The following is a 17,843-nucleotide window of genomic DNA, read 5'->3' on the forward strand; positions in this document are numbered from 1 at the left end:
CGGTTTGTCGTTTCTCAGGCGTCGGTGCTGGCCGCGGCCGTGCCGCTGCCGCCGCGGGAACGGCGCCGGCGACGGGTGCGTGGCTTGGCCGGGGCTTCGCCGTCGGGGTCGGCCACCGCGACCGCCGCCGACTCGGTGTCGGTCGACGTCGCCTCAGCGGTGACCACCTCGCCGGCCCGGCGCCGGCGGCGGGGGCGGCGTTCGGCTGCCGGCTCGGCGGTGTCGGCCACGCCGGCCGGCTCCGCGTCCGAGGTTGCCGGCTCCGCGCCGTCGTGCGTATCCCCGCGGCGTCGGCGGGACCGGGTGCGGGCCGGGCGCTCGGCGCGCGCGGCCGGGCCACGACGGCGGCCGCCGCCAAGGTCTTCTTCCTTTTCCGCCGAGAGGCCGGCGCGGGTGCGCTCGGCGGAAGGCAGCGTGCCGGTGATGTCGGTCGGGATGTCCAGGTCGGAGTAGAGCCACTCGGAGGTGTGGTAGGTCTCCGGCGGTTCCGGCATGTCCAGGCCGAGCGTCTTGTCGATGATCCGCCAGCGCGGCATGTCGTCCCAGTCGACGAACGTGACCGCGACGCCGGTGGCGCCCGCCCGGCCGGTGCGGCCGATGCGGTGGGTGTAGGTGTCCTGGTCTTCCGGGCAGTCGTAGTTGATCACGTGGGTGACGCCCGAGACGTCGAGGCCGCGGGCCGCGACGTCGGTGGCGACCAGGATGTCGATCTTCCCCGCGCGGAACGCCCGCAGGGCCCGCTCCCGGGCGCCCTGGCCGAGGTCGCCGTGCACCGCCGCCACCGCGAAGCCGCGGAAGTCGAGGTCTTCGGCGAGCCGGTCGGCCGCGCGCTTGGTGCGGGTGAAGATCATGGTCAGGCCGCGGTTCTGCGCCTGCAGGATGCGGGCGACGACCTCGACCTTGTTGAGCGAGTGGGTGCGGTAGACCAGCTGCTGGGTCTGCGGCGACGGCCCGGTCTCGGCGGTGTGCCCCGCGTGGATCGTGACCGGGTGGCGCAGGAAGCGGCGCGACAGCGTCACGATCGGGTCGGGCATGGTGGCCGAGAACAGCATCGTCTGCCGGTCTTCGGGCAGCATCGCCAGGATCTTCTCGACATCGTCGAGGAAGCCCAGGTCGAGCATCCGGTCGGCCTCGTCGAGCACCAGCGCGTGCACCCGGTCGAGCCGGATCTGCTTCTGCTTGGCCAGGTCGAGCAGGCGGCCAGGGGTGCCGACGAGGATCTCGACGCCGGTGCGCAGCGCCTCGACCTGTGGCTCGTAGGCGACACCGCCATAGATCGGGAGGACCCGGATGCCACGGGTACGGCCAGCGGCGGCGATGTCCTTGGCCACCTGGAGGCCCAGCTCGCGGGTGGGCACGACGACAAGTGCCTGCGGCACGCCGTCGGAGCCCTCGCCGGGCGCGAACACCCGCTCGAGCAGCGGGACGCCGAAGCCGAGCGTCTTGCCGGTGCCGGTGGGCGCCTGGCCGATCAGGTCGGTGCCGCGCATCGCGATCGGGATCGCGTATTCCTGGATGGCGAAAGAGTTGGTGATGCCGGCGGCGGCGAGGGCCTCTACGGTTTCGGGGCGGGCGCCAAGCTCGGCGAAAGTGGGGGAGTCGGGTCGGATGGGTGCGTTCGGGACGAGCGCGTCGCCCGCGGATTCGATCAAGTCACTCATGTGGTTGTCGGGGTGCCCTCTCGTGGTGCGCCCCGTCGTGTCGTAGGGCGCGATATTTGGGTATCGCGCGGGCCACACGCGAGGTGAGTCGCGGGCCGCACACGCGTGCCGTGGGTCTCGGGTTGGCTATGCCCCGCTGAGCGGGACCGCGCGACGCCCACGGCTAACGTGACCATGTTACCGGATTGGCAAGACATCGGTGCCGAACGTGAGGCGCATGCTCCCCGTGGGGCTCGGCGTGTGGCGCACCTCTCGCCACCAGGACCGCGGGAGTAGCCTGCGGTCGTGACTGGTTCCGCTGCCGCCCCGGCTTCCACCACCGCGGCCGAGGCCCTGGTCGACCTGCTCGGGATGGTGGCTTATGGCGAACTGTCCGCTTTCGAGCGGATGGCGGCCGATGCCCGGCTCGCGCCCGACCTGCGCCGCCGTGCCGCGCTGAGCGAGATGGCCGCTGTGGAGATCGCCAACTACGGCCGGGTGGCCGCGCGGCTGACCGCCTTGGGCGCCGACCCGGAAGTGGCGATGACCCCCTACGTGGGCGTTTTGCAGGCCTACCACGACTCGACCGAGCCGAAAGACTGGCTGGAGGCGCTGACCAAGGCCTACGTCGGCGACGGGGTGGCCGACGACTTCTTCCACGAGATGGCCAAGCTGATCGACGAGCCCGACCGCCAACTGGTGCTCGACGTGATCCACGACAAGCGGTACGACGAGTTCGCGGTCACCGAGATAAGGGCGGCCATCGAGGCGGACCCCAAGACCCGCAACCGGCTCTCGATGTGGGCCCGCCGCCTGGTCGGCGAGGTGCTCTCGCAGGCGACCCGGGTGGCCGGCCAACGCGCGGCCCTGACCACCCTGATCGTCACGAGCGGTGGCGATCAGGCGGCCGTGCAGGCCCTCTTCCGTCGCATGACGATCGCGCACAGCGCGCGCATGTCGGCGTTGGGCCTCAACAACTAGCTGGTCAGCGGGCGGTGAAGCCGACCGAGCGGGGCGACGACTCGGCGATCTCGACGTAGGCCAGCTTGCTGACCGGGATGATCACCCGGCGGCCCTTCTCGTCGACGAGGGACAGGGTGCCCTCGTTGGCGATCGCTTCGGTGACGCTCTTCTCCACCTCGGCGGACGACTGCGAGCTCTCGATGACCAGCTCGCGCGGCGCGTATTGCACGCCGATCTTGACCTCCACGGAAGCCCTCCTCGTCGCGGCGTGCGGTCGATACCGCCGCCGCTGGGAAGGCTATCCGATTCGTGGGGTGAACGACGAAGGCGGCTTGCGTGTCAGGCCGGTTCGCCTTCGGTCCAGGCGCCTTCCTGGGGATCACCCTGCAGGGGGAAGCTGGCGATGCCGCGCCAGGAGAGCCCGGCGAGCAGCGCCTCGGCCTCGGACTTGGGCACCTGACGGCCGCCGGCGAGCCAGAACTGCGCGGCGGTCTCGGCGGCGCCGACCAGCCCCGAGGCGAGCAACTCGGCCCGGGACTTGCTCACGCCGGTGTCCGAGATGATCGTGTCGGTGATCGCGGCGATGCAGCCCCGCTCGACCCGCTCGACCCGCTCCCGAACCGCCGGCTCGTTGCGCAGGTCGGACTCGAAGACCAGCCGGAACGCCTCACTTTCGTGGTCGACGAAGTCGAAATAAGCCTCGACCGCACCGCGTACGCGTTCCTTGTTGTCGTTGGTCGCCTCCATCGCCGCCTGCACCTTCGCGACTATGGCGTCGCAGTGCTTGTCGAGCAGCGCCAGATAGAGCTCGAGCTTGCCGGGAAAGTGCTGGTAGAGCACCGGCTTGGAGACGCCGGCCCGCTCGGCGATGTCGTCCATCGCCGCGGCGTGATAGCCCTGCGCGACGAACACCTCCTGCGCGGCCGCGAGCAGCTGCTTGCGGCGCGCAGACCGGGGCAGCCGGGTCGGCCGTCCGTCCGGCTGACCATCGCCCGAAGCCGCCACCATGATTACCTCCGAAAATCCCACATCACATCGACCGCCGACTGCCCTCTGCCACCCATCCGCGCGCCGACCGGATCGGTGCCTATCGCATCGGTCGCCGAATTGGACCGCGATTGCAACTTATCGCGACCGTGACCACACGGTAGCCTCAGCGAGGGCGACCGAGGAGTGCACGGTGGATGATTCAGGTCAACCCGGCGACGCACCGGGCGGTGGCGGCAACCCGCCTCCCGCCCGGGACCGCGAAGCCTGGGCCGACCGCGACCGTGAGCCGGGCACGGAGTCCGCGTGGCACCGGTCGCGCTACGCCAACCTGCTGACACCGATCGTTCCGGCGACGCGGCAGCCGCGGCAACACGTGAACGGCTCGGCCGAGGTGCACTCGGCCAGCGCGCCGCCCTACCCCTACGAGGGTGATCTGGAAGACGCCGGCCACTCCCCGATACCGACCCAGACCAGCGGCGACGAGCCCGCGCCATGGCCGCGCGCCGCCGCCGGCGGCTGGGGCCCGCCACCGAGCGACGAGCCGTTGCCCGAGCCGCCGTCACCGTGGGCGCCCGCCTGGGCGCCGGCACAATCCGACCCGTCATCGAGCGCGCCCGACGAGTTGCCCGGCCCCTTCGCCTCCGCCTTCCCACCGGCACCGCCGCGCTTCAACGAGCCCGCCCCACCGCCACCGGTCCGCTTCCGCCCGCGCCACGACCCGGCCGCAAATCCCACCGGCGACGTCCGGCCGCCGGGACCAACGCCGGGCGGCTGGGCGAGCGGTGATGTCCGGCAGCCGGGACCGTCGCCGGATGGCTGGGCGAGCGGTGATGTCCGGCCGCCGGGACCGTCGCCGGATGGCTGGGCGAGCGGTGATGTCCGGCAGCCGGGACCGCCGGCTGACGGCTGGGTGACCGGCGAGGTCGGCCAGCGGCCTGGCGATGCTGATCCGTCCGGTGGTGGCTTTCCGCCGATCGGCGCGGTCGCTGCCGGGGCGTCCACCGAGAACGTGCCGCCTGGGACGCCCACCGAGGCTGATCCCTATCCGGCCGGCGCCGCGCCGGCCGCTCGGCGTCCCGGGCCCGAGTGGGCGCCGGAGTGGCCCTGGTCGGCGGCGCCGCCGCCCGCAGCTACCTCGTCGGTGCCGAGCGGGCGCATCTCGGTGCCCGCGCCGCGGCCGACATCGTCCGAGCAACCGGTCGACCCGCCACCGCCGGCCGCGTTGCGGGCGGTCGGTGGTCCCGGGGCGCCGACGCCAGCCGGTCCGGCCAGCGATCCTGGTGCCGTGACACCGCCGGTCGGCGGACCGGGTGGCGCGCTGCCGCCGGTCAGCGGTCCCGGTGCGGAGTTGCCGCCCGGGTTGCGGCCGGTGAGTGGTGCTGGCGCGGGGGTGCCGTCCGGCCTTCGTCCTGGGGACAGTTCTGGTGCGGAGCTGCCGCCCGGGTTGCGGCCCGTGAGTGATGCTGGCGCCGGGTTGTCGGCCGGTCCGCGGTCCGTAGGCGGTCCTGGCGCGGAGTTGCCGCCCGATCTTCGGGCAGGGGCCGCTTCCGGTGCGGAGCTGCCGCCTGGGTTGCGCCCGGTCAGCGGTTCGGGCGGAGCGGTGCGGCCGGTCAGCGGTCCTGGTGCTGGGCTGCGCCCGGTGAGTGGTTCGGGCGGAGCGGTGCGGCCGGTCAGCGGTCCTGGTGCCGGGCTGCGCCCGGTCAGCGGTTCCGGCGGAGGCACGTCGCCCGCCGCGCGGCCGGTCAGCGGTCCTGGTGCTGGGCTGCGCCCGGTCAGCGGTTCCGGCGGAGGCACGTCGCCCGCCGCGCGGCCGGTCAGCGGCCCGGGAGCTGCGATGCCACCCAATGCGGGCACGACCGCGTCCGTGGCCGGCGATGACGGCACGCTGCCCAACCGGCGCGCTTTCCAGACGGCCGGTCACCCGACGCGCAACACGCTGCCTGGCTACATCCGCGGCGGTGCCGCGCCGTCGGGGGACGAGGGCCGGTTCCTGACCGGTAGCCACCCCACCATCGCCGGTGGCCATCCCGGCCTGCAGGCGGTGCCGTCGGCGCCGGAGCCCGATCGTCCGGAGGACGAGGCCGACTACCGCGGCGAGCGGACCGCTTCGGGCAACTTCCCGGTGATCGACCGGCGCTCGGCCGGACTCACCCGCAGCTTCCCGCCGAACGCGCCGGCCGGGGAGCCGGCCACGCCCGGCCGGTTGACCCGCGCCTTCCCGGGCGGCAGCGACCCGGTCGCACCCCAGACCACACCATTGACCGGTGCCTTCCCCGGCGGCGGTGACCGCGTGCCGGCCGTCGAACCGGGCGATGCCGACGAGCCGACGGACCTTCCTGGTCGCCGGGCCGCGATGGCCCCGCCACCGGCCAGCGAGACGTCCGGCCCGGCGGGCGATGGCGTCGAGGCTGACGACCCGCCCGCCCGGCCACCTCTGCGCCTGGCCAGCCACGACGGTGACCGCGCGCGGTCTGACGGCGCCCGCTCCGGCGACCCGGCACCGTCCACCGGCGGCCATCCGTTGGGAGACCTGCTCCGAGGGCACACCACCGGTGGCTTCGCCGACGAGCCTGCGGCCAACGGGCGAACCGCGGCTGGCAGCGGCGGTTTCGGCGCGCAGAGCCCCGGTGACGGGTTCGCGTCGGGCGGCGGCGGTCGGTTCGGCGCGGAGCACAGCTCCAACGGCTTCATGCCGGAGGTAACCGGCTCCGAAGCCGTCAGCGGCGCGGACGGCAACCGCAGCGGGTTCGGCGCCGGCACGCGCGGCGGCTTCGGCCGCGACCGGGCGACCGGGGGGTTCGGCGCGGAGCAGACCGGCGACGACTCCAGCACGGCATCTGCCGGCGGCGGCACGAGCGCCCGCGGGTCGAATGACGGCGCTGACCGTGGATTTGGCCAGGATAGTTCGAGCGGCGGGTTCGGCGCGGGGCGGTCCAACAGCGACCCCTCGGCTGGCGGATTCGCTCCGGACGGGCATGGCGGTGGATTCGGTCAGGCCCCCGCGAGCGGTGGGTTCGGCCCAGAGGCATCCGGCGGTGGGTTCGCCGGGGAACGTGCGCCCGGTGGGGAAGCGTCCGGCGGTGGCTTCGCTGGGGAGCGCACGCCCGGTGGGTTTGGTGTGCAGCCCTCGGCTGGTGGGTTCGCACCGGAGGGGCCGCACGGCACCGGCGGGTATGCCGACGGTCCGGCAAGTGACGGTGCCGGTTACGGCGACCCGAACCGGCGGCGGACCGAGCCGCCCACCGGTGAGACGCGGTCCGTTGTCGACGACATGCTTGACGAGCTTTCCGGGTTGCCGCAGCGGGTGCCGGCCGAGCCTGACGTGCCTACCGTTCCCGAGCCGCCCTCTGACACGCCGGCTGATCCGCCGCAGTTGGCGCGGATCGCTACGCATCTGCGGCGGCCCGATTCGCCGGCCGAGCAGGAGCGGCCAGACGGGTTCGACGTCGAGGCGATTCTTGCCGCCGTGCGCGGCGTAGCGGGGGTGAAGGGCGCCCGCCTGCGGACCACGCCGGCCGGGGCGCACAGCCTTCGGCTCGATCTCTCCGATGGAGCCGACGCCGCCGACGTGAGTCGGCACGTGGCGCGGCTGTTGCAGGAGCGGATGGGGCTTGCCGCCGCGCCGCAGAACCTGCCGGGGATGAAGCCGGGTGAGTCGGCGCTGGGCGGGGATACACCGCCGGTCGGGTTCACTCGGAGCGGCGGGTATCTGCCGCCGGCACCGGCCGACGCCGCCACCGCGCCGCGGCCGGCGGACGCTCCGCGACAGGCCACGCCGCGGCCGGAAGAACCGCGACAGGCAGCGCCACGGCCCGCAGACGCGCCGCGACAGGCAGAACCACGGCCGGCAAACGCACCGCGACAGGCAGCGCCACTGCCCGTGGAAGCACCGCGACAGGCAGCGCCACGGCCGGTGGAAGCACCGCGACAGGCAGCGCCACGGCCGGTGGAAGCGCCGCGACAGGCAGCGCCGCAGCCTTTAGACGCGCCGCGACAGGCAGCACCGCGGCCGGTAGACGCGGCGCGACAAGCGGCACCGCGGCCGGCAGACGCCAGAGGACAGGCAGCACCGCAGCCGGTGGACGGCGCACGTCCGGCAGCGCGCCCGCTGGACGCCCCACGAGATGCGGCCCGGCCGAGCGATGCGCCGCCCGCGCGGCCGACCGAGGCCTCCCCGGCGCAGCCGCCGGGCTTCGAACCGTCGCCCGAGCGGCCGGCCGCGTCACACCGTGGCCGTGCGCAGGTGGGCGGGCAGTCCGGTGTGGACACCCGCGACCTGGCCGCCGGCGCAACGCCCGAGCCGGAGGCGACACCCCGGCTTGGGGGCGACGACGCCGAGCGCGGCCACCTCTACGGCGGCCAGCGCGAGGCCAGTCGCAGCCGCCGGGTCGCCTCCGACCCGCCTGGGCAACCGGTGCCGGGCTCGTTTCCCGACCTCGGCAGCGCCGCGGGGATCATCGGCAGCATCGGGGGGCATCCGGTGACGGCCGCGGCCACCGCCTATTCGGGTGGGCAGATCAGCACGACCGAGTCGGCACCGTCGCGGCCGCTCAATCCCGGCGCCACGCCGGGGCCGCGGGTGGTGATCGACCACGTGCAGGTCAGCACGTTCGGGTTGGACGCCACTGTCGAGACGCGGTTGGCCGCGGGCAAGCAGCTCGCCAACGGGCTGGCCACCGGCCCCGCCGTCGACGGCTACGTGCTGCGGCTGTGCGCCGTCTCCGCCGCCGCCGCGATCGACGAACTGCTGCGCACCGCGCCGCGCGACGACGACCGGGGGCGTTGCTTCGTCGAGCACGCGGCGGTCGTACCGTTCGGGAATTGTGAGGTCGCGGTCGTCGTCGTGCTTCTCGTGTGCGGTGGGTGGGTTGAGCAGCTTGCCGGCTCTGCCCTGGTTTCGGGTGATCCGCGGCAAGCTGTCGTCCGTGCCACCCTTGCTGCCGTAAATCGTCGTCTGGAAGCGCTGCTCTCCGACTGACGAAGGCGACAGCGCCGGGCACAATCAATTCATGAAGCGCGCTCTGCTCGGCGCCGACGAGGCCTTCGGGCCTGACCGGGTGCCGCCACCGTGGCCGGGCCGGATGGTCGTCATCGACGGCGAGCAGATCTTCGTACGTGACACCCCGGCGACCCGGTCCGACGCGGAGCCGGCGCTCTACGTGCACGGGCTCGGCGGTTCCTCGCACAACTGGACAGACCTCGCCGACCTGCTCTCCGACCGGCTCCACGGCCAGGCGGTCGACCTGCCCGGCTTCGGCCGCAGCGACCCGACGAAGCAATACACGATCAAGGCGTTCGCCGATCGCATGATCCGGTTCATCGAGGTCGGCGGCCGTGGCCCGGTGCACCTTTTCGGCAACTCGCTGGGCGGTGCCGTCGTGGTCCGGGTCGCCGGGTTGCGGCCCGACCTGGTCCGCACGCTGACCCTGGTCTCGCCGGCGATGCCGTTCCTGGACCCGCGCCGCTCGCTGCAGGGTCCGGTGGTGCCCCTGCTCGCGCTGCCCCGCGCCGACCGCGTCGCCGCCTGGATGATGGGCCGGCTGGCCCCCGAGGAGATGGCCGAGCAGGTCATCGCCGCCTGCTTCAACGACGTCACCCGGGTCAGCGAGCAGCGCCGCCGGGAGGCGATCGAGGAGATCAAGGTCCGCTACGAGGCGACCCACTACGCCGACGCCTACGTGCGGTCGCTGCGCGGGCTGGTGAGCAGTTTCCTGCGGGCATATCTCCCCGGCGCCAACTCGATGTGGAAGATCGCCGCCCAGATCACCGCGCCGACGCTGGTGATCGGTGGGCGGCAGGACCGGTTGGTCGACATCCGGGTCGCGCCCCAGGTGGCCAAGGCGATCCCCGACAGCCGCCTACTGATCCTCGACGGCGTCGGTCACGTCGCGCAGATGGAGGTGCCACGCATCGTGGCGCGCGGCGTCGCGGCGCTGCTCGACGAATACGAGCGTGAACGCACGTCAGTCTGACCAGGGTCGACGCGAACTGCTCCGCTGTGGCAGGGTGTGCGCAGCATGATCAACGCGAGGCAGTCCCCACCTCCTCGCGGCCGGTCCCGCCGGTCGCGTGGCCGTCGGGGTTCGGCCCGCGCACTCACCGTCGCCGCCGTGTCGCTCCTGGTTGGAATCGGGCTGCTGGCCTTCGGCCTCCGTCCGGGCGACGCGCAGCCGCCAGCGGTTGACATCGCCGCCGCGAGCGGGACGCCGAGCACGACGCCGACGCGCACAGCGAAGCCGACCGTCGCGCCGACCAAAGCGCCGCCGGTCTACCGCCTCGCCGGCACACCCCCGGAACGCGGGGACAACACCTTCAAATACGGGCAGACCACCGGAAAAATCGCGGGTACGGGTGGCACACTGCGCCGCTACCGGATCGCGGTCGAGAACGGCTCCGGTGAGGACATCGAGAAGTTCGGCGACCAGGTCGACGCCGCGTTGAGCGACCCGCGTAGCTGGATCGCGAGTGGCAACCTGCGCCTGCAGCGGGTGGCCGAGGGCGAGCCCTACAGCTTCACCGTCTATCTGGCGACGATGCGCACCTCGCACGACATGTGCGCGCGGGGTGGCACCAACACGAACAACAACGGCGAGCCCTACACGTCGTGCCGGACGGTCGGCAAGGTCATCATCAACCTCGACCGCTGGAACATGTCGGTGCCGCACTTCATCGCGGCGAAGGTCCCGTTGTCGGTCTATCGCACGTACGTGGCCAACCACGAGACCGGCCACGAACTCGGGCACTCGCACGTGCGGTGTCCGGGCAAGGACAAGCCGGCGCCGGTGATGATGCAGCAGACGCTCTTCCTCAACGGCTGCAAGGCGAACCCGTATCCGTACGTGAACGGCAAGCTCAACACGGGACCGCCACTTTGAGCGAATAGGGCCCGATTGTCAGGTTTGCCTGGCATCGTGTCTGCTCATGGCGACGCCGATCCCAGGCACCCCGCTCCGTGACACCAAGCCCGATCAGCCGGCCCCCGCCCGGCGTGCGTCCTGGCGCGTCCCCCTCCTCGTCGCGGCGCTGCTCGCCACCGCCGGCGCGGTCGGCGCCGTCGTCATGGTCAACCGACCGGCCGACGAACACCTGAGCGCCCCGGTCACCAGCACACCCGCCGAACCAGCACCGAACCCGCCACCGAGCCAGGCCCAAGCCCAGACCCAGGCCCAAGCCCCGACCCAGGCCCAGGCCCAAGGCCAGGCCCAGACCCAGGCCCAGACGCAGGCCCGGGCCCCGAGCCCGCCGCACACCGGCCCAGGCGTCTTCAGCACCGACCTCGTAAGCGGCCCGCCACTGGGCAGCGGCACGCAGACGCAGCACTTCCACGTCGCGGTCGAGAAGGGCATCGGCCTCGATCTCGCGCCGTTCGCGGCCTCGGTCGACGCCGTCCTCGGCGACCCGCGGAGCTGGATCGCCGACGGCCGCCTGCGCCTGCAACGCGTCGGCGCCGCGGAACCGGCCGACTTCACCATCTACCTGGCCAGCGCTGGCACCTCGGAGCGGATGTGCGCCGAGGGCGGCCTGGACACCGACGCCTACACCTCGTGCCAGCTCGGCGGCGAGGTGATCATCAACGCCGACCGCTGGCTCGGTGCGGTGCCCGAGTTCGAGGCGCCACTGGGCCTCTACCAGGCGTACGCCGTGAATCACGAGGTCGGTCATCAGCTCGGCCACCAGCACGAGGCCTGCCCGTCACCGGGCGCCGCCGCACCGGTGATGCAGCAGCAGACCCTCGGCATGCAGGGCTGCCTGCCCAACGGCTGGCCCTACCTGGATGGTCGGCGGCAGACCGGCCCGCCTATTCCCTGATCCCGGATGGCGGGCGCGTGGCGCGTGTCATGGCAGGCGCGCGTGCCGCGAGCAACAATTGCTCGGCACCACCACATCGATCCGACCAGATTCCCCGGGGAGACTCACCGTGTCATTGCCCCCGCTCGTCGAGCCCGCCGCCGAGCTCACCGTCGACGAGATCCGCCGCTACTCGCGCCACCTGATCATCCCGGACGTCGGGGTGACCGGGCAGAAGCGGCTCAAGAACGCCCGGGTGCTCTGTGTCGGCGCCGGCGGTCTCGGCTCGCCGGCGCTGATGTATCTGGCCGCGGCCGGGGTCGGCACGCTGGGAATCGTCGACTTCGACACCGTCGACGAGAGCAACCTGCAGCGGCAGATCATCCACGGCCAGTCCGACATCGGCCGGTCCAAGGCCGAGTCCGCCGCCGCGACGGTCAAGGAGATCAACCCCTACGTCAACGTGGTCATCCACAACACGGCGCTCGACCGTGACAACGTCAAGGAGATCTTCGCCGACTACGACCTGATCGTCGACGGCACCGACAACTTCGCGACCCGCTACATGGTCAACGACGCCGCGGTGCTGCTCGGCAAGCCCTACGTGTGGGGCTCGATCTACCGCTTCGACGGCCAGGCGTCGGTCTTCTGGGCCGAGCACGGCCCCTGCTACCGCTGCCTCTACCCGGAGCCGCCGCCGCCCGGCATGGTCCCGTCGTGCGCCGAGGGTGGCGTGCTCGGCGTGCTCTGCGGCTCGATCGGCGCGATCCAGGTGACCGAGGCGATCAAGCTGCTCACCGGCATCGGCGAGCCGCTGGTCGGTGGCCTGACGGTCTACGACGCGCTGGAGATGTCCTACCGCAAGATCAAGGTGCGCAAGGACCCAGACTGCGTGCTCTGCGGCGAGAACCCGACGCTGACCGACCTGATGGAGGACTACGACGACTTCTGCGGCGCGGTCTCCGTCGAGGCCCAGGAGGCGACCGTCGACTCGACGATCACCGCTCGGGAGCTCAAGGAGTGGCAGGACGCCGGCAAGGACTTCTTCCTGGTCGACGTCCGGGAGCCCGCCGAATACGAGATCGTCCGGATCCCGGGCTCGACCCTGATCCCCAAGGGCGACATCCTCAACGGCGAAGCGCTGTCGCAGCTGCCGCAGGACCGCCAGATCGTCTTGCACTGCAAGTCGGGCGTACGGTCGGCCGAGGCGCTGGCGGCCGTGAAGGCGGCCGGCTTCAAGGACGCCGTGCACCTCCAGGGCGGCGTGCTCTCGTGGATCAAGCAGATCGACCCGAGCCTGCCCGCCTACTGAGCCACGACACCCGAAATCCCGGCACCCGTGCGGTGCCGGGATTTGTCGTTTCACGGATCTAAACCAGGCCGTCGGGTCGTTGACCTTGGCCAACCGCTTGAAGCGGAATCGCCTTTCCGGCGGTACCGTTTCGGCCGTGGTGGATCTGGACGCGGCGATCGGCTTCATCGTCGCCCACGGCGACGCGGTCGACCGTGCCCGCCTGTCCTGGCTGCGCGTGGGCGCACCGCCACAGCCCGCGATCCTCGACGACGCCGAGGTCGGTCAGGCACCCGACGGCGGCTGGCCGGCGATCTGGGGCGGCGACGTGGCGTCCGTCGACGCGACCTGCTTCCGCCTCGCCGAACTCGACGACCTCGGCGCGCTCGGCCGCCCGGCCGCCCGGCGCGCCCTCGACTGGCTCGCCACCTGCCAGCGGCCCGACGGCAGCTGGGAGGAAGACGAGTCGCTGTCCGGCTGGGCGCCACCGTGGGCCACGCCCGGTGACCCCGAGGCCCGCCTCTACCTGACCGCCAACGCCGCGTTCTGGCTCACCGTCGCCGGCCATGACGCGCGCCCGGCGGGCCCGCTCGACCACCGGCCGGGCGGCGTCTACGCCGGTGTCGTGCACGGCGCGGCGCAGGCGCTCGTGTCGGCCGTCAACGCCGAGGGCACCTGGGCCTCGTTCCTGGCCACCAGCTGGCTCGGCGCCGCGGTCCTCTACCGCCAGGAGCTCTACTACGAGTCCGCGCGCATCCAGGTCGTGCTGACCGACCGGGTCCGCGACATGACTCCGTCGGACGTCACCGCGATGGCGTCGGCGCTGCGCCGGGTCGGCCTGTCGACCGACGACACGCTGCTCGCCGCCGCCCGCCGCCGGCTGGCCGAGACCCAGCGCAGCGACGGCGGGTGGGCCAGCGACGACGGCGAGGCGTTCGACGTGCACACGACGTTGGCCGCGTTCCGGGCGTTCAGGTAAGGCCGGGCACCCGCCCGTTGCGGAACAGGTCGACGAAGATCTGGTGATCCTCGCGGGCGCGTACGCCATAGCGGTGTGCGAACTCGACCAGGTGCCCGACGAACCCGCGCTCGTCCTTGTCGACCGCGGCCACGATCGCCTCCTCGGTCGAGAAGTCGACCAGGTCGTGGTTGGACTCGTCGTCGGCGACCGAGTGCATCCGGGCCACCGCCCGACCCAGGTCGGCGACCACGCCGGCCAGCTCGTCGGGCTCGTTGACGTCGGACCAGTCGAGGTCGGCGGCATAGGGCGAGACCTCGGCGACCAGTTGCCCGATGCCGTCGAGCTCGGTGTAGCCCAGCCACGAGTCGGCGTGTGCCTGCAGCGCCCGCTGCGACTCGGCCGTGCGGTGCCCCTGGTGGTGGAAATAGCCGCTGACCCGGCCGTCGGTGATGTGCCGGGCCACCGCGGGCACCTGGGCCTGCTTCATGTAGATGACGACGTCGTTCTCGAGCGCCTGGGTGTGCCCTTCCAGCAGCAGGTTGTAGGAGGGCAGGCCGGCCGAGCCGATGCCGACGCCCTTGCGCAGCACGACGTCTTTGATCCGGGTGGCGACCGGCCGCTGGGCGGGCAGCGTGGCCAGGTAGCCGTCGAACGCCGCGCAGACCGCCTCGCGCCGGGCGTCGTCGACCTCGAAGACGCCGTCGCCGAGGGCGAACCGCCGATCGTAGTTGTCGATGGTGGTCTGCTGGTCGAGCATCGCCACCCTGGTGTTCAGCCGGGCCTGCTGCAGCACGGTGCGCAGCACGCCGTCGGCGTTGGCCAGGGTGATCGAGCCGATCGCGTCGTCGCCGCCGGCCGCGATCGCGCGCAGCTCGGTCAGGTAGGCGTCGGCGAACGTGCCGACCAGGTCGCTGATCGCCTCGTCGGAGAGCGCCTTGGCGTAGCCGATCAGGGCGATGCTGGCCGCGAAGCGCTTGAGGTCCCAGGAGAACGGCCCGACGTAGGCCTCGTCGAAGTCGTTGACGTTGAAGACCAGCTCGCCCGAGCCGTTCATGTAGGTGCCGAAGTTCTCCGCGTGCAGGTCGCCGTGGATCCACACCCGACTGGTGCGCTCGTCGAGGAACCGGTCGTCGGCGAACTCGCCGACCAGGTCGGCGTAGAACACGGCGGCACTGCCCCGGTAGAACGCGAACGGCGAAGCCGCCATCTTGCGGAACTTGCGCCGGAAGGCGGCCGGGTCGAGGGCCATCAACTGGCCGAACTCGGTGGTCAACACGTCCACCAACTGGGTGGAACGCCGTTCGTTGGTCATGCGCCGAACGCTAGACCTCGCCCGCCACCCCGGTCATGTCAGGATTCCGTCAACACGGCCGCGCGGGCGGCCAGCGCGGCCCGGAACGCCGGGTCGTAGGCCTGCGCCCGGGCCCGCTCCTCGCGCAGCCCGTCGAAGTAGCGGCCGGTGACGCCGGCCAGCGCCGGGTCTTCGACCAGCCGCAGCGTCGCGCGTAGCCCCTGCTCGAGGCTGTCGACGGGCGCGAACTCGGCGACCTTCACGAGCGTGGTCGGCATCAGCGTGGCCGGATGCAGGCAGTTGACCGTGATGCCGGTGCCGGCGAGTTGCTCGGCGAGGTCGAACGTGTCGCAGATCATCGCGAGCTTGGCTCTGCGGTAGGCCCGGATCCCGTCGTACCCGTGCGCCATCATCAGGTCGTCGAGGTCGATGTCGGCCTGCCCGATCGACGCGACGTTGACGATCCGAGCGGTCGCCGGTTTGCGGAGCAAGGGCAGGAGCAACCGGGAGAGGAGGTAGGGCGCCAGATAGTTGACGGCCAGGCGCAACTCGGTGCCGTCGGCGGTCAGTTCGCGGGGCGCGCCGGGCGCCCCGAACCCGACTCCGGCGTTGTTGACGAGCACGTCGAGCCCGTCGACATGGTCGGCGACCGCCGCGGCCAGACCGCGGACCGCGGCGCGGTCGGCCAGGTCGGCCTGCATCGCCACGCCGCCGGTCTCCCGGGCGACCGCCGCCAGCCGCTCGGTGTGCCGGCCGTGCAACAGGAGGTCATGCCCCTGGGCAGCCAGCGCGACCGCCAGCGCGCGCCCCAGTCCGTCGGACGCGCCGGTGATGAGGATCCGTGCCATTCAGTCGCGGCCCTCGCTGGAGGGGCCGTGATAGCCGAGCGCCCTGCCGGCGCCGCCCGGCGGTGTCACCAGCGGCGCGGTCAGCGCCTCGCGCGAGGCCAGCGGGTCGGGCCGCGGCGTGCCACCCGGGCCGGCGGGCTCACCGGCGATCTTGTCCTGCAGGCGCAGGATGCCGTGCATCAGCGCCTCCGGGCGGGGTGGGCAGCCCGGCACGTACACGTCGACGGGAATGATCTGGTCGACGCCCTTGGTGACCGAGTAGGAGTCCCAGTAGGGCCCGCCGCAGTTGGAGCAGGCGCCGAACGAGATGACGTATTTCGGCTCGGGCATCTGGTCGTAGAGCCGCTTGATCGCCGGTGCCATCTTGTCGGTCACCGTGCCCGAGACGACCATCAGGTCGGCCTGGCGCGGCCCGTGCGCGAACGGGATCACGCCGAGCCGCATGAAGTCGTGCCGGCCCATGCTGCTGGCGATGAACTCGATGGCGCAACAGGCCAGGCCGAAGTTGAAGACCCAGAGCGAGTAGCGCCGGCCCCAGTTGAGCACGAACTTGATCGGCTCGCCGAGGACCGCGGGCAGTTCCACGATCCCCAGGCTAGTCGAAGGTCGGCCGCTGCAGCAGGCCCAGGAACTCGACCAGCAGGCGCTCGCGGATCGCGACGGGCGCGGCGTCGAGCAGGGCATTGACCACGGCCATCCGCTCGGGCAACGGGCCGCCCTCGCCGCCCATGCCCAGCGCGCCGGCCAGCGCGGCCACCACGTCCCCGGTCAGCTCGGCCGGATCGAGCCCGGTCACGGTGGCCAGCACCTGCGCGGGTAGCTGGACCGGGCCGAGCACCCGGGCCGCGGCGACGGCGTCGGCCAGCGCGGTCGCGAACTCGGCGACGTGCGGCGCGACGGCCGCGGTGACGGTCAGGTGGATGCTGGCCGGCAGGTCGGCGTAGTGCATCTGCGGTTGGGTGTGGAAGCCGCGCGCGGTGAGTTCGTCGGCCAGCACGAACAGGTCGGGGCCGCCGGGTTCGGCGGTGAAGCAGACGACGGTCGAGGAGGCCGGCGCCATCAGCCGCAGGCCCTCGACGCCCTCGACCGCGGCGGCCAGGGCGCGCACGGCATCCCGGGTGGTCGCGGCCAGCCGCAGGTAACCCTCGTCGCCGATCCGGCGCAGGGTGGCGTACGCGGCCGCGATCGGCCCGCCGGAGCGGGTCGACGAGACACCCGGGTTGACCATCGTGTAGCCGGGCCAGTCGCCGAACGCGAAGTACTGCGGCGCGCGCAGCCCCGGGTCGCGGTGCAACAGGATCGAGGTGCCCTTCGGGGCGTACGCGTACTTGTGCAGGTCGACCGAGATCGAGGTGACCCCCGGGACCGAGAAGTCGAACGGTGGCAGGTCGGCGCCCAGCCTGCGCAGGTAGGGCAGCACCCAGCCGCCGAAGCAGGCGTCGACGTGGCAGCGCACCCCGGCCGCGGCGGCGACCTTGGCGATCTCTTCGACCGGATCGACCACACCATGGGCGTACGCCGGCGCCGAGCACGCCACCAGCACGGTGTCGGCGGTGATGGCGGCGACGATGTCGGCCGCCGCCGGCCGCAGGGTCGCCGGATCCACCGGCACCGCGTCGAGCCGCACCCCCAGGTATCGCGCCGCCTTGGCGAACGCCGCGTGCCCGGTGACCGGCACGACGATCCGCGGCGATTCGATGGCGGGGTGGGCGTCGCGGGCGGCCTTCACCGCGAGGATCAGCGACTCGGTGCCGCCGCTGGTCACGTTGCCGACCACGTCCGGCGCGCTGCTGCCGGGGCCGCCGCCGAGCAGCTTGGCGGCCGCGCCGACGAGCGCGTTCTCCATCGCCAGCAGCGACGGGAACGCGGTCGGGTCGAGGCCGTTGACCGGGGCCGAGAGGGCGTAGGCCGCGTTGGCCAGGTCGTCGAGCCCGGCCAGGCCGGGGTCGTAGACGTAGGCGAACAGCCGCCCGCCGTGCGTCGGCTGGTCGGCCCGGCGCAGCGCGCACAGTTCGTCGAGGATCTCCTGCGCCGGCACACCGTGCTCCGGCAACGCGTCGGCCATGGTGGA

The 17,843-nt window shown here is 72.6% G+C and carries 14 protein-coding genes; 7 read left to right on the forward strand and 7 right to left on the reverse strand.

Features of this window, described 5'->3' with window-relative positions:
* Window positions 1-14 precede the first annotated feature (14 nt).
* Window positions 15-1,661 (reverse strand): DEAD/DEAH box helicase, encoded by a 1,647-nt coding sequence (locus AB0J74_RS07695; protein WP_363445784.1) that lies wholly within the window; start codon window positions 1,659-1,661, stop codon window positions 15-17.
* Between the two features lie 285 nt (window positions 1,662-1,946).
* Between AB0J74_RS07695 and AB0J74_RS07700 the strand changes: the two genes are divergently transcribed.
* The gene (locus tag AB0J74_RS07700; RefSeq protein WP_363445786.1) at window positions 1,947-2,621 is read left to right on the forward strand and encodes a ferritin-like fold-containing protein; all 675 of its coding nucleotides are present in this window, start codon (window positions 1,947-1,949) and stop codon (window positions 2,619-2,621) included.
* 4 nt (window positions 2,622-2,625) lie between these two features.
* Here AB0J74_RS07700 and AB0J74_RS07705 read toward each other — a convergent pair whose 3' ends face one another.
* Together AB0J74_RS07705 and AB0J74_RS07710 are read right to left on the reverse strand one after the other, a co-directional pair.
* Window positions 2,626-2,850, reverse strand: coding sequence for a DUF3107 domain-containing protein (locus tag AB0J74_RS07705; RefSeq protein WP_363445788.1), 225 nt, complete (start codon window positions 2,848-2,850; stop codon window positions 2,626-2,628).
* Between the two features lie 92 nt (window positions 2,851-2,942).
* On the reverse strand, window positions 2,943-3,611 hold the full coding sequence (locus AB0J74_RS07710) for a TetR/AcrR family transcriptional regulator (RefSeq protein ID WP_363445790.1): 669 nt from the start codon (window positions 3,609-3,611) through the stop codon (window positions 2,943-2,945).
* A gap of 1,816 nt (window positions 3,612-5,427) precedes the next feature.
* Between AB0J74_RS07710 and AB0J74_RS07715 the strand changes: the two genes are divergently transcribed.
* The 6 genes from AB0J74_RS07715 (at window position 5,428) to AB0J74_RS07740 (ending at window position 13,651) form a co-directional block, all read left to right on the forward strand.
* A complete protein-coding gene (locus AB0J74_RS07715) occupies window positions 5,428-8,571 on the forward strand; it encodes a hypothetical protein (protein ID WP_363445792.1) in 3,144 nt (1,047 codons plus the stop codon).
* Window positions 8,572-8,602: 31 nt separating this feature from the next.
* Window positions 8,603-9,565 carry an alpha/beta hydrolase gene (locus AB0J74_RS07720; protein WP_363445794.1) on the forward strand — a complete coding sequence of 321 codons (963 nt, stop codon included), beginning with the start codon at window positions 8,603-8,605 and terminating at the stop codon, window positions 9,563-9,565.
* A 138-nt stretch (window positions 9,566-9,703) separates the two neighbouring features.
* Window positions 9,704-10,468 (forward strand): DUF3152 domain-containing protein, encoded by a 765-nt coding sequence (locus AB0J74_RS07725; protein ID WP_363445796.1) that lies wholly within the window; start codon window positions 9,704-9,706, stop codon window positions 10,466-10,468.
* Window positions 10,469-10,514: 46 nt separating this feature from the next.
* Window positions 10,515-11,402, forward strand: a complete 888-nt coding sequence (locus AB0J74_RS07730) for a DUF3152 domain-containing protein (protein ID WP_363445798.1) — start codon at window positions 10,515-10,517, stop codon at window positions 11,400-11,402.
* Between the two features lie 79 nt (window positions 11,403-11,481).
* Window positions 11,482-12,693, forward strand: coding sequence for an adenylyltransferase/sulfurtransferase MoeZ (moeZ, locus tag AB0J74_RS07735; RefSeq protein WP_363446586.1), 1,212 nt, complete (start codon window positions 11,482-11,484; stop codon window positions 12,691-12,693).
* Between the two features lie 85 nt (window positions 12,694-12,778).
* Entirely contained in the window at window positions 12,779-13,651 is an 873-nt protein-coding gene (locus AB0J74_RS07740; RefSeq protein ID WP_363445800.1) for a prenyltransferase/squalene oxidase repeat-containing protein, read from the forward strand.
* On the opposite strand, the gene AB0J74_RS07745 is transcribed toward AB0J74_RS07740, so the two are convergent.
* From AB0J74_RS07745 to AB0J74_RS07760, 4 genes are read right to left on the reverse strand one after another with little or no spacing between them, the layout of a single operon-like run.
* Window positions 13,644-14,945 (reverse strand): DUF2252 domain-containing protein, encoded by a 1,302-nt coding sequence (locus tag AB0J74_RS07745; protein ID WP_363445802.1) that lies wholly within the window; start codon window positions 14,943-14,945, stop codon window positions 13,644-13,646. The genes AB0J74_RS07740 and AB0J74_RS07745 overlap by 8 nt on opposite strands.
* Window positions 14,946-14,983: 38 nt before the next feature.
* A complete protein-coding gene (locus AB0J74_RS07750) occupies window positions 14,984-15,772 on the reverse strand; it encodes an SDR family NAD(P)-dependent oxidoreductase (protein ID WP_363445804.1) in 789 nt (262 codons plus the stop codon).
* Entirely contained in the window at window positions 15,773-16,357 is a 585-nt protein-coding gene (locus AB0J74_RS07755) for an NADH-quinone oxidoreductase subunit B family protein (protein WP_363445806.1), read from the reverse strand. It lies immediately after the preceding gene.
* A 10-nt stretch (window positions 16,358-16,367) separates the two neighbouring features.
* Window positions 16,368-17,837, reverse strand: coding sequence for an aspartate aminotransferase family protein (locus AB0J74_RS07760; RefSeq protein ID WP_363445808.1), 1,470 nt, complete (start codon window positions 17,835-17,837; stop codon window positions 16,368-16,370).
* Window positions 17,838-17,843 lie beyond the last annotated feature (6 nt).

The sequence above is a fragment of the Asanoa sp. NPDC049573 genome (assembly GCF_040676615.1).
Classification (GTDB): domain Bacteria; phylum Actinomycetota; class Actinomycetes; order Mycobacteriales; family Micromonosporaceae; genus Asanoa.

Coding starts and splice junctions, on each gene's coding strand:
- AB0J74_RS07695 (WP_363445784.1), bottom strand. CDS start 1,661: ATGAGTGACTTGATCGAATCCGCGGGCGACGCGCTCGTCCCGAACGCA.
- AB0J74_RS07710 (WP_363445790.1), bottom strand. CDS start 3,611: ATGGTGGCGGCTTCGGGCGATGGTCAGCCGGACGGACGGCCGACCCGG.
- AB0J74_RS07715 (WP_363445792.1), top strand. CDS start 5,428: ATGCCACCCAATGCGGGCACGACCGCGTCCGTGGCCGGCGATGACGGC.
- AB0J74_RS07720 (WP_363445794.1), top strand. CDS start 8,603: ATGAAGCGCGCTCTGCTCGGCGCCGACGAGGCCTTCGGGCCTGACCGG.
- AB0J74_RS07730 (WP_363445798.1), top strand. CDS start 10,515: ATGGCGACGCCGATCCCAGGCACCCCGCTCCGTGACACCAAGCCCGAT.
- AB0J74_RS07745 (WP_363445802.1), bottom strand. CDS start 14,945: ATGACCAACGAACGGCGTTCCACCCAGTTGGTGGACGTGTTGACCACC.
- AB0J74_RS07750 (WP_363445804.1), bottom strand. CDS start 15,772: ATGGCACGGATCCTCATCACCGGCGCGTCCGACGGACTGGGGCGCGCG.
- AB0J74_RS07760 (WP_363445808.1), bottom strand. CDS start 17,837: ATGGCCGACGCGTTGCCGGAGCACGGTGTGCCGGCGCAGGAGATCCTC.